At 37.6% G+C, this 14,107-nt stretch carries 13 protein-coding genes; 5 read left to right on the top strand and 8 right to left on the bottom strand.

The features are described 5' to 3' along the window. The first annotated feature begins 119 nt into the window (after nt 1-119). Nucleotides 120-2,054: a heavy metal translocating P-type ATPase gene (locus tag CUC15_RS05365; protein ID WP_114915683.1), complete on the top strand. Its 1,935-nt coding sequence runs from the start codon at nt 120-122 to the stop codon at nt 2,052-2,054. Between the two features lie 475 nt (nt 2,055-2,529). Here the strand turns inward: CUC15_RS05365 and CUC15_RS05360 are convergent, their stop codons facing one another. The 6 genes from CUC15_RS05360 to CUC15_RS05335 all read right to left on the bottom strand — a co-directional run bounded on the left by CUC15_RS05360 (nt 2,530) and on the right by CUC15_RS05335 (nt 7,793). Next, the gene (locus CUC15_RS05360; RefSeq protein WP_242985955.1) at nt 2,530-3,348 is read right to left on the bottom strand and encodes a YihY/virulence factor BrkB family protein; all 819 of its coding nucleotides are present in this window, start codon (nt 3,346-3,348) and stop codon (nt 2,530-2,532) included. Nucleotides 3,349-3,423: 75 nt separating this feature from the next. Continuing rightward, nucleotides 3,424-3,720: a YtxH domain-containing protein gene (locus tag CUC15_RS05355; protein WP_114915681.1), complete on the bottom strand. Its 297-nt coding sequence runs from the start codon at nt 3,718-3,720 to the stop codon at nt 3,424-3,426. A gap of 15 nt (nt 3,721-3,735) precedes the next feature. Then, nucleotides 3,736-4,212, bottom strand: a complete 477-nt coding sequence (locus CUC15_RS05350) for a low molecular weight protein-tyrosine-phosphatase (protein ID WP_114915680.1) — start codon at nt 4,210-4,212, stop codon at nt 3,736-3,738. 472 nt (nt 4,213-4,684) lie between these two features. Further along, nucleotides 4,685-5,350 carry an SOS response-associated peptidase gene (locus CUC15_RS05345; protein ID WP_114915679.1) on the bottom strand — a complete coding sequence of 222 codons (666 nt, stop codon included), beginning with the start codon at nt 5,348-5,350 and terminating at the stop codon, nt 4,685-4,687. A gap of 26 nt (nt 5,351-5,376) precedes the next feature. Continuing rightward, a complete protein-coding gene (locus tag CUC15_RS05340; RefSeq protein ID WP_114915678.1) occupies nt 5,377-6,372 on the bottom strand; it encodes a glutaminase in 996 nt (331 codons plus the stop codon). Nucleotides 6,373-6,911: 539 nt separating this feature from the next. Then, complete coding sequence (locus CUC15_RS05335) at nt 6,912-7,793, bottom strand: CAP domain-containing protein (RefSeq protein ID WP_114915677.1); 882 nt, start codon at nt 7,791-7,793, stop codon at nt 6,912-6,914. Between the two features lie 445 nt (nt 7,794-8,238). Between CUC15_RS05335 and mreBH the strand changes: the two genes are divergently transcribed. Beyond that, nucleotides 8,239-9,246, top strand: coding sequence for a rod-share determining protein MreBH (gene mreBH / locus CUC15_RS05325; protein WP_114915675.1), 1,008 nt, complete (start codon nt 8,239-8,241; stop codon nt 9,244-9,246). A gap of 139 nt (nt 9,247-9,385) precedes the next feature. On the opposite strand, the gene CUC15_RS05320 is transcribed toward mreBH, so the two are convergent. Together CUC15_RS05320 and CUC15_RS05315 are read right to left on the bottom strand one after the other, a co-directional pair. Next, the gene (locus CUC15_RS05320; RefSeq protein ID WP_242985996.1) at nt 9,386-10,003 is read right to left on the bottom strand and encodes a chloramphenicol phosphotransferase CPT family protein; all 618 of its coding nucleotides are present in this window, start codon (nt 10,001-10,003) and stop codon (nt 9,386-9,388) included. Nucleotides 10,004-10,458: 455 nt separating this feature from the next. Further along, nucleotides 10,459-10,626: a hypothetical protein gene (locus CUC15_RS05315; RefSeq protein WP_162800271.1), complete on the bottom strand. Its 168-nt coding sequence runs from the start codon at nt 10,624-10,626 to the stop codon at nt 10,459-10,461. Nucleotides 10,627-10,948: 322 nt separating this feature from the next. On the opposite strand from CUC15_RS05315, the gene CUC15_RS05310 reads away from it, so the two are divergent. The 3 genes from CUC15_RS05310 (at nt 10,949) to CUC15_RS05300 (ending at nt 14,094) form a co-directional block, all read left to right on the top strand. After that, entirely contained in the window at nt 10,949-11,230 is a 282-nt protein-coding gene (locus CUC15_RS05310) for a transporter (protein ID WP_205317661.1), read from the top strand. 516 nt (nt 11,231-11,746) lie between these two features. Beyond that, the gene (locus tag CUC15_RS05305; protein ID WP_114915672.1) at nt 11,747-12,907 is read left to right on the top strand and encodes a CaiB/BaiF CoA transferase family protein; all 1,161 of its coding nucleotides are present in this window, start codon (nt 11,747-11,749) and stop codon (nt 12,905-12,907) included. Then, the gene (locus CUC15_RS05300) at nt 12,904-14,094 is read left to right on the top strand and encodes an acyl-CoA dehydrogenase family protein (protein ID WP_114915671.1); all 1,191 of its coding nucleotides are present in this window, start codon (nt 12,904-12,906) and stop codon (nt 14,092-14,094) included. Before CUC15_RS05305 ends, CUC15_RS05300 begins: the two co-directional genes overlap by 4 nt. Nucleotides 14,095-14,107 lie beyond the last annotated feature (13 nt).

Here is a 14,107-nt window from a genome sequence, read left to right as displayed (position 1 = left end):
ATTCATACCGTATTTTGTATTGACTTAAATCTTTTTATGTATATAATATAATTAATATCAAATTAGAATTATTATAAATAGGAATGAATCTCATTATCAAAATAAGGAGGAAATAAATCATGAATTCTTATTCATTTCAATCGCTCAGCAAACAGAAAAAGAAAAAGGACTTGCAGTTTAAAACGCTTTATTCGACTTTTAAGTCACATATCGAATTAATTGCCGCTCTACTTAGCGGTCTACTTGTACTCGTGACATGGTTATTAAGCGATTATTTGACAACAACAGCTTGGATTATACTTCATCTGCTTGCTTTTACAATTGGTGGATACGCGAAGGCAAAAGAGGGAATTACCGAAACAATCCGAACGAGGAAACTAAATGTAGAAATGCTGATGATCTTCGCTGCTATTGGTTCTGTGGCAATTGGCTACTGGACAGAGGGAGCGATTCTTATCTTCATCTTCGCCCTTTCCGGTGCATTAGAAACTTATACGATGAATCGGAGTAATAAAGCAATTTCAGCTTTAATGGAACTTCAGCCTGAAATAGCTTTGCTATTAAAAGACGGTCAAGAAATTAGGACACCAGTATCTGAGTTAAAAATCGAGGATCAGATTATTATTCGTGCTGGGGAACGAATTCCTGCAGATGGAATAATTATTAAAGGTTCGACTGCTATTGATGAAAGTGCGATTAACGGAGAATCAATGCCAATAAATAAGTATAACAGACATGAGGTTTATGCTGGTACAGTTGCACTTGACGGTACCATAATAGTAAAAATTACTACCAAACCAAATGAAACCTTATTCCAGAAAATTATTCAGCTCGTACAAACGGCACAGGATGAGAAATCCCCTTCACAGTTATTTATTGAAAAATTTGAGAGTACCTATGTAAATATTGTTCTAATTACGGTTGCAGTGATGATGTTCCTTCCCTATCTCGCATTTGGCTGGACGATGTCTGAAAGTATTTACCGGGCAATGGTTCTACTTGTCGTTGCCTCACCTTGTGCATTAGTTGCTTCAATCACCCCGGCAACATTATCAGCAATTTCTAACAGCGCTAAGAATGGAATTTTATTTAAGGGCGGTGTCCACGTTGAAAATCTAAGTCATATAAAGGCAATTGCCCTTGATAAAACAGGAACACTGACTAACGGTAAGCCAGAGGTCACGGCTGCATACTTTGATGCGAATCAAAATGCAGACGAGATTCTGAACATTATCGGAGCAATCGAAATGGAATCCACCCACCCATTAGCACAAGCTATCGCAAACTATTGCACTGCCAATCTAAGTAAATTCAGGAATATTGACGTTATCGATATGAAAAATGTAAGCGGAAATGGTGTTACTGCAATAGTAGAAAACAAACGCTGGATGATTGGTAAGGCAGAATTTGTCGGAAAAGAAAGTGCAAAGCTTTTCCAAAATGGAATTGGCACTTCTTTAGCTGCAGAAGGAAATACAATCGTGTTTGCTAAAGTTGAGGATACAATTGTAGCTGTCTTTGCATTGAAGGATACCATTCGACAAACAACGAAGGATGCGATTAGCAAATTACAAAAACATGGCATTCACACAGTCATGCTTACTGGTGATAATGAATTAACCGCTAAGGCTGTAGCCGAGGAGGCTGGGCTTGACCAGTATATCGCCAATTGCCTGCCACAAGAAAAAGTTGACCATGTAAAGAACCTAAGAAGTAAATATAAAAATATAGCAATGGTTGGAGATGGCATCAATGATGCACCTGCATTAGCAAGTGCAAACGTAGGAATTGCGATGGGAGAAGGAACAGATGTGGCGTTAGAAACAGCAGATGTTGTACTCATTAAAAATAATCTCGCAAAAATCACAGATGCAATTACATTATCAAGCCGTATGAATCGAATCATCAAACAAAATGTTATCTTTTCATTGAGTGTTATTTTTGTCTTAATTCTTACAAACTATTTTCAAGTTTTAGATTTGCCTTTAGGCGTGATTGGTCATGAAGGAAGTACGATATTAGTTATTTTAAATGGTTTAAGGTTGTTGAAATAGCTTTTTTCACAAAGTGCGGACTAACTGTGAATGATATTTGTTTCGCTGGCTGTCGCTCCAGAAATACACTTCGCTTTCCGCGGGGAGCTGGTGAGCCTACTCGTGCTAACGCACTTCATAGTCTCACCTAGGCTCTTCTTCCCGCAGGAGTCTTCGTGTATTTCTTCCGCTGGGATTGTACGGTTATCTTTCTCTTTTTAAGATGCTACTTCATTACCTCTCTTATCGCCGTTGATTGGATCGTTGGACAGAAAACTCCTGCAGGAAAAGCAACAGCCTAAAAATCCATTGGGAGCTTCTTCTTCCGAGGTATCAGATCGCTTTTCCCATAGAAAACACTGTCAAGAGCGAAAATTGACATCGAGCCTATTTAAGTTCGTACTTTATATAAAAAGCAACATACAACATAAAATTAGTTTTTATAAAATACAATGGCTAATTAATTATTAGTTAGCCACTGTATTTTCCCACAGTATTATGTTGACCGATAATCTCTCACTAGTACATTCACAATCCCACCTATAATAATGATGATGCCGAGCAGGTAGAACCAAATCATCAAGACAATAACAGTTCCTAAGCTGCCATAATTCACCGAATAATCGGCAATTATATTAACGTAATATGAGAACCCATAGGAAATTGCTTGCCATAATATCGTACTAATGACCGCTCCCCAAACAGCATCCTTTAAGGGCATCGGAACATTCGGTGCTATCTTATACAGTGCAAGCAGTACAATAAAGAAAATAAAGGTAGAGATTACCCAACGAAGCGCATTCCATATAACAATAAAACTTGAAGTTAAATTAAAAAATCCAAAGATATGTTCGCCGATTATTCTGCCAAATACAGGAAGCAATAGCGAGACCATAATTACAATTACCATTGAAATTGTCAAGATGACTGCAATTAACCTTGAGACTACAAAAGAGCGATTTTCCTCAATGGCATAGGCTCTATTGAAGGCCTTTACAATTGCATGTATTGCATTTGATGACGCCCACAGTGTACCAATAATTCCAATCGATAATAATCCTCCATTTTGCTGATTAATTATCCGTGATACATTCGTATTAATTAAGTTTACGATATCGTCAGGAGCATAATAGCCAATAATATCAATTATCATCTGTTCATTAATTGGCAAATAAGCAACGAGATTAAGCAGAAATAGAAGAAACGGGAAAAGGGACAGCAGGAAAAAATATGCTAACTGTGCAGCTATACCGAATATATCCACTTGTTCCATACGTTGGAATAACTGCTTCCAAACTGCAATAATATTTCTCACTAGCACCGCTCCCACTATGAATTTCATCGATAATTAAAGCCGGCATACATGATGCCGGCTTATTATTTGTTACTATTAATTTACGACTTTAACTTCCTTTTTATTCACGAATTTATCTAAAGTACCCTCCACTTGCTCTAGTGCATTAATCGTGCTTTCAGCTCCATTTGTGATGCTATGGTTTAATTGATCAACTGTATTTCGTACATTTTGAACTGCTTCTGCTGGATTTTGTAAAACATAAGTAGCTCCTGATTTTGCCTCATCAAGCTTTGTCTTTGCGTAATTTCTAGTTTCTTTATCCGTTAGAGTTGCCAAGCCTCCAACAACCGCACCAATAACTACACCTAATATTAATTTTTGTCTGCCCATTATAATATCTCTCCTTTATGTAAGTGAATGTTTTTCTTTTATATAGTTAAGTAACTGAGTACAACCTTCAGATACTAACTGATACGTATAGTCGAAATTTCCAGTATAGTATGGATCTGGAACATTTTCTTCCTTTGGTTGTTCTACAAAGTCCATAAGCCTTGCTATAACAACCTGATCATCCTGGGCCTTGCGGATGGAGTGAAGGTCAGCTACATTTTGTTCATCCATTGCAATAATGTAATCAAAATCATCCCAGTCCTTTTCATTTACTTGACGAGCAATAATTCCTTCAAAAGAAATCCCTTTAAGCTCTAGCACCTGACTCGTGCCTTTATGAGGTCCCTTGCCGATATGCCAATCTCCAGTTCCGCCAGAATCTACGGAAATTTTATCCACTAGATTCTCCTTTATTATCAGATCACGGAAAATTGCTTCTGCCATTGGTGATCTGCAAATATTCCCTAGACAAACGAATAGTACACGTATCATTATCATAACACCTTTCTATCTATAACTACATTATACGCAATAAACGACCATCTAAGCAAAAATTGGAACAAATAATTTGGTAGAAGAAATGCTAATTTGTCGTTTTTTCTATGTAACATTATTATGGCTTATTTCACCTCCAAATGTAAACCTTTATTAAAACCCATTAGGTATTACAATTGTAACAGCTGGATTATACACTGGTTCAGGAGTCACAGCAGATACTAACCCATATTTTATGGTGCTGTTGAAACACTATATATTTTTATAGTGGCTTGCTGATAATGAATGGATTAATGAAAATACCGAATTTAATAGGTCTGTTAGGATTTTTTTGTTGTTGTTTATGAAACGAAGAAATTTATATAGGCAGCGAAAAAGGAAATAGAAGGGGTTCAGCAGCAGCTAAAGCCATGTCAGCATAATTAATTATTAAAGGGATGACCTTTCAATGAACAGGCCTTCCCTTTATTTACGCAATTGGCTCAATACACTGGAGATCATTATGTTTTGCTGCATTTACATAGTTTCCAACATTATAAGCCTTAAGCTCGTCGATTTCGATTGTTTGTAAAAACTGCTTTGCAATCTCTGGCTGTAATTTTTTTGGAGTAATCCATCCATCCTCCCTGTCTTTTGGTAAAATAATCGGCATGCGGTGATGAATATCCTGCATAAATTCGTTCGAGTCCTTTGTCAAAATAGTGCATGTAAATACCGTTTTATCATTTTGTACCCATTTATCCCAAAGCCCGGCAAAGGCAAATAATTTACGTTCTTTTAGCTCGATGCGCTTTGGTTGTTTCTCACGCTCTGTTTTTTTCCATTCATAAAAACTATCGGCGATAATTAAACATCGTTTCTGTGCCATTAAAGATTTAAAGCTTGGTTTCTCATCTGCTGTCTCGCTTCTTGCATTGATCATTTTATAGCCAATTTTTTCATCTTTTGCCCAGGATGGTATAAGTCCCCAGCGTAAATATCCCGCACGCTTTTCCCTGCCATTATGAATAATTGCTAATACTTGCTGCCCTGGTGCAATATTATAGCTTGTTTGATAGGATTCGATCGGGTTCTCTAAATCATATTCCTGTAAAATTTCGAGTTCATCTGCAAGTAATGTATAGCGCCCGCACATTGTTCCCACTCCCTTAACCTAAAATCTTAAAATATACTCAGATCCCATTGATTCGCAATATGCCGCAATAGACGAATGCCTCCAATGCTATTTCCTTGGCTATCTAGTGCAGGTCCATATACGCCAATTCCACATCCATCAAGAAATGGCAACTGATTGTCCCTAGCTCGTGGTGGCGCAACAGCAACAATCCCACCAGAAACACCACTTTTTGCTGGTATACCTACATACGCAGCAAATTTCCCTGAAGCATCGTACATTCCACATGTCAGCATCAAAACCTTCGCGAGCCTTGCTACCTGTCTAGGAATAATTTCTTCTTGTGTTCTCGGTTCCACACCATCATTTGCGAGAATCATACCTAGTTTTGCCAGGTCATCAATCGTAATCTCAATTGAACATTGTTTAAAATAAGTTTCTAATGTAAGGTCCAGGTCCGACTCTAAATAACCCAATTCCAATAAATAATAGCCAATTGCTCGGTTACGTACTGAGGTTTCATTTTCAGATTTATACACATCGATATTTAATGCTGGACGATAGCCCAATATTTTTTCAAGTAATTGATAAAATCCTTCCAGCTTTCGTTCAGGAGTGTCGCCAACCAGCATGGAGGTTATGGTAATTGCACCTGCATTTACTAATGGGTTAAATGGCTTCTTCACCTGCCTCGTTTCCAGATGCATAATCGAGTTGAATGCCCCACCTGTTGGTTCAACGTCAACCTTGGATAGTACATAAGAAACGCCTCGCTGTATACAGGCGATAATGAATGTAAATACTTTAGAAATACTTTGAATGGTAAATGGAATCCCGACATCCCCAGATTTAATTTCCATTCCATTTATACCAAGAATGGAGATTCCCAGATGATGCTGATTGGCTTCTTGCAAAATCGGGATATAGGAAGCTACCTCACCTTCATTCGTATTCTTTTGATAAAAGTTCACCCAGTCATCGACATAATTTTGCAGCCATTTTTGTGTTGTCTGTGTATTCCAGTTTACAATTCCTTGTACCATAAGATCCTCCCTTTTGATTAGTATGTGTATTGCTAAACGTAATTATGATGGAGAATACCTGTTCATTCATTTTACCTTTCTTGTGGTTGTATTACAAAAAGGTAGGGTTGTAAAAGGATATTTAAACAACTGTTCACTGGCTGGAAGTCATTCATAAGGGCTCTCAGGCCAATCGCTCCAGAAATACACTACGCGCACCTTAGGGGAGCTGGCGAGCCTTTTTGTGCTGACGCACTTCAAAGTCTCGCCTAGGCTCTTCTTCCCGCAGGAGTCTCCGTGTATTTCTTCCGCTGGGGTTGTGAAGAATATTCTATAATAGAGTAGCTTACAACTGACAATCAACGTTGATTGAAATATAGGAATGGAATTTTTGTTTCAATAGCAACATCTCTACAGATCTGAAGTCAAAATTATCAATAGTTCGCACGTATTCATCCTTAACAATTTTTCGATTAGGTACACCCTTTTAGAAAACAATCGATGCAAAAAATTGTGTATAAATAAAGAGACTAGCCTGGGCTAGTCTCTTAGTCTGTTATTTATTTACCAATAAATTGTTGTGTCCAGTAGTTGCCATTTTCAACGTATCCTACACCGATGTGTGTGTATTCGCCGTTTAAGATGTTAGCACGGTGACCTTCACTGTTCATCCAACCTTCTACTACTTCTGCTGGTGTACGTTGACCCATTGCAATGTTTTCACCTGCTGTGCGGTAAGTGATACCGAAGCTCTTCATCATATCGAATGGTGAACCATATGTTGGGCTATTGTGATCGAAATATCCGTTTGATGCCATATCTTTTGATTTTTCACGTGCTACTTTGCTTAATTCTGTATCAACTTGAAGTGCAGATAAACCTTGTTTTGCTCTTTCTTGGTTTGTTAATTCTACTACTTCTTGTTCAAATTGACTTAATGCAGCGTTTTGATTGTTTGTTTCAGTCTTTTTCTCAGCTGGCTGTTCTTGAACTGGTTGTTGTGCTGGAGCTTTTGGTTGTTCTTGAACTGGTTGTTTTGGTTGTTCTGCTTTAGCTGGTTGTTCTACTTTTTGTTTTGGTTGTTCTACTTTTTGTTTCGGTTGTTCTACTTTTTGTTTCGGTTGTTCTGCTTTAGCTGGTTGTTCTTTCTTAGTAGGTTGTTCTACTTTTTGCTCTGCTTGTTTCTCTACATTATTTTGTGGCAACTGAATATTATAACGAGTAGTTACTTTACTTACTATATCGTTAATTTTATCTTGTGATAATAATTCTTTAATATTTGCATCTGTGATACTACCTTTTTCACCATTCACAGAATAATAGATTTTATATTGAACATTCGATTGATCAGCGTTTGCTGACGCATCTGCAGTTGTTGTAAAAGCACCTCCAAAAACTAAAGCTGTTGATAATGCTGTAACGACACCTATCTTTTTAAGCATCTTCGTACACTCTCCTTTTGTTTTGTTTGCTTCTGTCTTGCAAAATTATCATAGCACGGTTTTTCTGTAATATTTGTGGCAGGATTTCCCATGCTAGATAAATAGAGCTGAGACTTTTATACCAATTCCCTAAACCCTTGTTAATAATAGATTTTTGTAATTGATAGAATGAGGTCAAAATGGAAGATCCTTGGTTTATTGGTAGAAACTTCATTTATATTGCGGTTGACACCTTTTAAAATCAGACTTTTTGTTACAAAACTGGAGAAAGTGTAATGGAAATGTCACTTGATTTGTACCTGCTGGGTGCGTTAATTTAATAGTAACCTATTTTATATAAGATATAATGAGGGTTATTGTGAGTCTTGCTTTTTATGACCCCCAGAAAATATAGTCTAAAGTAGTATTTATATAGAAGAAACTGTCATTATTGGAGGAACCAAATATGTTTTCAAATGCAGAAATTGGAATAGATTTAGGTACTGCGAACATTCTCGTCTATTCTAAGACGAAGGGAATTGTTCTGAACGAGCCATCTGTTGTGGCGATTGATATTAATACAAAACAAGTGGTTGCTGTAGGTATAGAAGCGAAAGAAATGATTGGAAAAACACCACAAAACATTATTCCGATTCGCCCATTAAGAGATGGCGTTATAGCGGATTATGATGTTACGTCACAAATGTTAAAGGCATTATTAAAGAAAGTAAGTAAGAAAATTGGGATGTCGATGCGTAAACCTTCTGTGGTTGTTTGTACACCTTCTGGCAGCACAACAGTAGAACGACGTGCCATCCATAATGCAGTTACAAGCTATGGTGCAAAACATGTCCATTTAATTGAAGAACCAGTTGCGGCTGCAATTGGTGCTGATCTGCCTGTTGATGAGCCAATTGCAAATGTTGTTATTGATATTGGCGGTGGGACAACCGAGGTTGGAATTATTTCATTTGGTGGTGTTGTATCTTGTAATTCCGTTCGTATCGGTGGCGATCGAATAGATGAAGAGATTATTCAAAATATCCGTAAGCATTATAATATTCTTATCGGTGAACGAACAGCTGAAAATATTAAAATGGAAATCGGTTATGCGCATCCGAATCATCAGGAAGCTACAATGGAGGTTCGTGGTCGTGATATGGTTACAGGTCTACCAAAGACGATTACCGTATCATCAACCGAGGTATATGCAGCGATTAAAGAATCTCTAGACCAAATTTTAGAAACGGTTCGTGCTACATTAGAAGATTGTCCACCCGAGCTTAGTGGCGACATTGTCGACCACGGAATTGTACTAACTGGGGGCGGAAGTCTATTAAATGGAATGCAAGAATGGCTTGCTAACGAGATTAGTGTTCCCGTACACATGGCTCCGAATCCACTAGAATCGGTAGCAATCGGTACTGGACGCGCTTTAAAGATGTTGAATAAACTGCAAAAAGCAGCAAAATAAATAGAAGCTATACTAGACCCCACACATTGTTGATGTGTGGGGTTAATTGTATATTTCAAAATACTAATTAACATTAGCAATTATCATTAAAAAGGCTTATAGATAGTTAGCTTAATAACACCAGGTACAAAAGCAATGTTTATTCATTTTCTATGTCCTTAATAAGCTGAAAAGCTGACGGGGGTTGCTCATCTTCTAGTCTCTGGGAAATTAATTTAGCACACTCTTCAGGGCTTAGTACAGATGTATCAACTTCAATGTCATAAATACCAGGTATATGAACAAGTTTCTGCCATAAAGCAACTGGCTTTGGTACTTTAAAATCGTCATCGTAACCAACATTCCATGTCTTGATTCGTCGTTCCATAATAACTTCAATTGGACAACGAACTCCTATAAACAAAACAGGAAGTCCATCTAATATTCGGGCACAATCTGGAAGAATTCTTAACGGAACTGAATACCCCTCATGATGCCCTACATCCACCACGACGTTAAGTCCTTGACGACTGAATTGTGCTATTGCCTCATACATAGCTCGATACATGATTTTTATAGTCGGTTCGAGTTCGGGGAGTTCACCTCCAGGTCTTAAACCGATTCCAGGCTGAAATTGTTCAGGAGTCATCTGCATGAACTGATCGACCCCAAAGTTCATCCACACACCTTCAAATGTTTTCTGGATTACTGAAGCAATACTTGACTTTCCTGATCTGGGAGTACCGTTTAGAATAATAATCTTTCCAGGTTTATCCACTCTTAACAATATTAGATTCCTCCTAAGCATTCGTTGTTGAATTAACCTGTCACTTTAGTACAATAAGCGTCTGTCCTTAATTATACAGTTACAACAGATAGTTCAATAAGGATTATTCTTTTTTTATAAATTCAGACCCAATCTAAAAAGCAATATTAATAAAGTTCCATTAAGTAAAGCACCGATTGGATCCCAATATATTTCTCCATTTCAAATTATGCTCACAATCATAATCCCAACAAGTATGCCTGCAATGCCAGAAAGGAAGGTTTTCAATCTGTTAATCAAACTATCTCTCCCATTCCCTAAAAAAAATACATCTACTACTTCATAACATAACAAGGTATTTAAATGAATGGTTTTTAACCCTTCCTTAGCATTTTTTTATTAAACTCTTGCACCATATAGTGCAATATGATACGTACTTCTATCAGCTAGTTTATTGTAACAAAAAATTAATTATTTTCACGAATGTTGTTTCGACGTAACCATCTAACAAAAACAACAAATTCCACTATTACAAACCCAATTGTTGCAGCAATAAATCCAGTTAGGTAATCTGGTCTTTCAAATAACAATCGGGCAATTAAAAAGCCTATTAACAAACCCACAATTATAGCCACATAATTCTTCATCCTATATTTTAAGTATTTCATTTTCTTCCCCCTCTTTCTTTATTAAACTCTACTGCCCCTTTAGTAAAAAAAGACCGCCGTATTGCCGATCCCCTTGTTGTGCTAAAGCACCAGTTAACGCAATATGAAATGAGCTTCTATTAGCTGGTTTAGTTGAACAAGAAAGTAATTTTTAATAAATATTCTTCTATTAAATGAATTTTTAAGAATTTTTTAATTCTATCCATAGTTATTTGTCCTTTTTAACCTTCTGGTTGCTTATTCATATAATGTTGAAGACCTATCTGAAAATGAAAAGGAGTGAAATCATATGGTTTTTTTGCCACCACAAGGTCCAATGAGACAACAACCACAATCGCCTCCCCCAACATTCATTCCACCAATGCCTTCTGTATCCTATATCATTGACTGTTTATACCAAAACACATATGTATGGCTAATAAATGGAGAGCGCTTTTGGTTTTACCCAACACGTGTCGAGTATGGCGAAGTTTCTGGTTATAGATGGAACGGTGCCTTCTGGGTGTTTTATGGAATTGATCCAAGATTTATTGATGCTGTTGCCTGTCCTCCAACCCCTACCCTTTACTAATTTGGAAAAGCCCCTTGTGGAAATTAAAAACCACAAGGCTTTTTTATCCGTGATTACCTCAACAAAAATACTTGTTCATTTTATCTTTTATATTATTCCTATAATAAGCTTAATTTCTGATCGCCTTTTTATTTTATTCAACTAACCCGCCTCTTTAGTTTAAGAACATAACTTCATAAACTCTACGCACATTTTAACATAATTTTCTAAACCCTTTACATAAATTTGCTATATACTATTATTCATATTTAGAGCCACAGTCTTATAATAACAATAAAAAGAAACCGTTTACAAAATATTATAAATCGCTTATAATTACTTCAAAGAAACGTGTAAAAACGGATGCCACGTTTAATGCACACGTTCAAATTAATGATTAAATTTTATCACGCTGCCTATTCTGCCAGGCGTCCTTTCCAAAGACGCTATCAGCAGATAAAAGCCAGTTCAATGTTGATTACTTCTACGTAATCTATTTGAGCTGGTTTTTTTGCATCCAGAAAGGAGGAAAAAATATTGACAGGTGCATTAGAGAATATTACGGTACTAGATTTATCAAGAGTGCTGGCAGGACCATACTGCACAATGATACTGGGCGATCTCGGTGCAGAGATAATAAAAGTTGAAGCTCCAGGTGGAAGTGACGAGACACGTAAATGGGGACCACCATTCCAGCATGAAATAAGCGCTTATTATTTATCGGCAAACCGCAATAAAAAGAGTATTACCGTAAATTTAAAGTCAGAAGATGGGATTAAAGTGATAAAACAACTCGCTGAAAAAAGTGATGTCGTCATTCATAATTTTAAAACAGGAACAATGGAAAGACTGGGAATCGATTACGATGTCCTATCCGCGATCAATCCCGAAATTGTTTATTGTTCAATTACAGGGTTCGGGGAAACAGGTCCAATGAAAGATATGCCTGGTTATGATTTCATTATCCAAGCAATGAGCGGTTTGATGAGCATTACTGGTGATGAAAAGTCTGGTCCACAGAAGCTTGGTGTAGCGATTACTGATATATTAACTGGGCTTTATGCTTGTATTGGAATTCAAGCAGCATTGCTAGAACGAGAGAATTCGCATGTGGGACAAAAGCTTGATATCTCCTTATATGACACAGCTGTGAGCTCCCTTGTAAATATCGGCAGCAGCTATTTAATGTCAGACAAGATTCCTTCCGCTTTAGGAAATCAGCATGCAAATATTGTTCCATATCAAACCTTCCAAACATTTGATGGAGAAATGGTAATCGCAGTTGGAAACAATCGGCAGTTTCAAGCATTATGTACAATTTTAGAAATTCCGACGATTAGCTCGGATCAGCGATTTTCTACGAATCCCGAAAGAGTAAAGCATCGCGAGCGATTAATTCCCATCCTGCAGCAAGTCTTGCTAACAAAGACAACTGCTTATTGGCTAGAGAAATGCCATGAAAACAATATTCCTTGTGGGCCAATTCAAAATATCGAGGAAGTTACACTTGATCCGCAGCTCCATGAAAGAAATATGTTCATTGATTATGAACATCCAACTGCTGGACCTATCAAAATGATTGGCAGTCCGCTAAAGTTTTCGAGAACTCCAGTGACGATGAGGCATCACCCTCCAAATGCCGGTGAGCATAATGAAGCGATTTTTTCCAAATTAATAGATGAGGAGATGGAGAAATGAATTTTGAATTCACAGAAGAACAAATAATGCTGCGTAAAACTGTACGTGATTTCACGGATAAAGAGATTATGCCTTACATTGCAGATTGGGATCGCCAAGGGAAATTCGATTCAAGCCTTTTACCGAAATTAGCAGAGCTTGGATTAATGGGAGTTTGTATCCCCGAAAAATACGGCGGAAGTGGAATGGATTATAATGCACTTGCAATCGTTTGTGAAGAATTAGAACGAGGTGACACTGCATTTCGTACCGCTGTATCTGTTCATACTGGACTAAATAGCATGACATTACTGCAATGGGGTACCGAGGAGCAAAAGCTGAAATACCTTGTACCTCAAGCAAAGGGTGAGAAAATCGGTGCATTCGGACTCACCGAACCGAGCGCTGGTACTGATGTTGCGGCACTGCAAGCTACCGCGACTAAGCAAGGGGACTACTATCTATTAAATGGGCAAAAGACATGGATTTCTCTCTGTGATATTGCAGATTATTTCTTAGTTTTTGCTTATACAGGTGAGAAGTCGGAAAGACATAAAGCAATCTCTGCATTTATCGTTGAGCGTTCTTGGGACGGATTTTCTTCTAAAGCGATCAAGGGGAAGCATGGCATTCGCTCTGGAAATACTGGGGAGATATTTTTTGAAAATGTAAAGGTGCCAAAAGAAAATCTTCTCGGTGAAGAAGGTGAAGGTTTTAAAATTGCAATGGCTGCACTGGATAATGGTCGTTTTACTGTTGCTGCTGGTGCAGTAGGGCAAATTATGGCTTGTATAGAAGCAAGCATCAAATATGCCCATGAGCGGGAAACCTTCGGAAAAGAAATCGGCAGACATCAATTGGTTCAACAAATGATTGCCAAAATGGAAGCAGGCTTTCAAATGAGTCGCTTACTCGTTTATCGTGCAGGAGAATTAAAAAATCAGGGAAAACGAAATACAAGAGAAACATCGCTTGCAAAATGGCAGGCATGTGATTTTGCCAATGCTGCTGCAAATGATGCCGTACAAATCCATGGTGCATATGGTTATTCAGATGAATATCCAGTCGAGCGATATTTACGGAATTCCAAAGCACCCGTTATATATGAGGGTACACGCGAAGTACACACAATCATGCAAGCAGAGTATGTGCTCGGGTATCGGCAAGATAAACCTTTAAGTAAAAAACTCCCTGCTTGGGAAAATTGAAACTTCTAATTAA

Source organism: Oceanobacillus zhaokaii (genome assembly GCF_003352005.1).
Lineage (GTDB): Bacteria > Bacillota > Bacilli > Bacillales > Amphibacillaceae > Oceanobacillus > Oceanobacillus zhaokaii.
This window is presented reverse-complemented; position numbering and strand designations above follow the sequence as displayed.

What these genes read in the sequence shown, in the direction of transcription:
- CUC15_RS05340 (WP_114915678.1), bottom strand. Translation starts at nt 6,372, where the DNA reads ATGGTACAAGGAATTGTAAACTGGAATACACAGACAACACAAAAATGG.
- CUC15_RS05310 (WP_205317661.1), top strand. Translation starts at nt 10,949, where the DNA reads ATGGTTTTTTTGCCACCACAAGGTCCAATGAGACAACAACCACAATCG.
- CUC15_RS05365 (WP_114915683.1), top strand. Translation starts at nt 120, where the DNA reads ATGAATTCTTATTCATTTCAATCGCTCAGCAAACAGAAAAAGAAAAAG.
- CUC15_RS05355 (WP_114915681.1), bottom strand. Translation starts at nt 3,720, where the DNA reads ATGGGCAGACAAAAATTAATATTAGGTGTAGTTATTGGTGCGGTTGTT.
- CUC15_RS05345 (WP_114915679.1), bottom strand. Translation starts at nt 5,350, where the DNA reads ATGTGCGGGCGCTATACATTACTTGCAGATGAACTCGAAATTTTACAG.
- CUC15_RS05300 (WP_114915671.1), top strand. Translation starts at nt 12,904, where the DNA reads ATGAATTTTGAATTCACAGAAGAACAAATAATGCTGCGTAAAACTGTA.
- CUC15_RS05335 (WP_114915677.1), bottom strand. Translation starts at nt 7,793, where the DNA reads ATGCTTAAAAAGATAGGTGTCGTTACAGCATTATCAACAGCTTTAGTT.
- mreBH (WP_114915675.1), top strand. Translation starts at nt 8,239, where the DNA reads ATGTTTTCAAATGCAGAAATTGGAATAGATTTAGGTACTGCGAACATT.
- CUC15_RS05350 (WP_114915680.1), bottom strand. Translation starts at nt 4,212, where the DNA reads ATGATACGTGTACTATTCGTTTGTCTAGGGAATATTTGCAGATCACCA.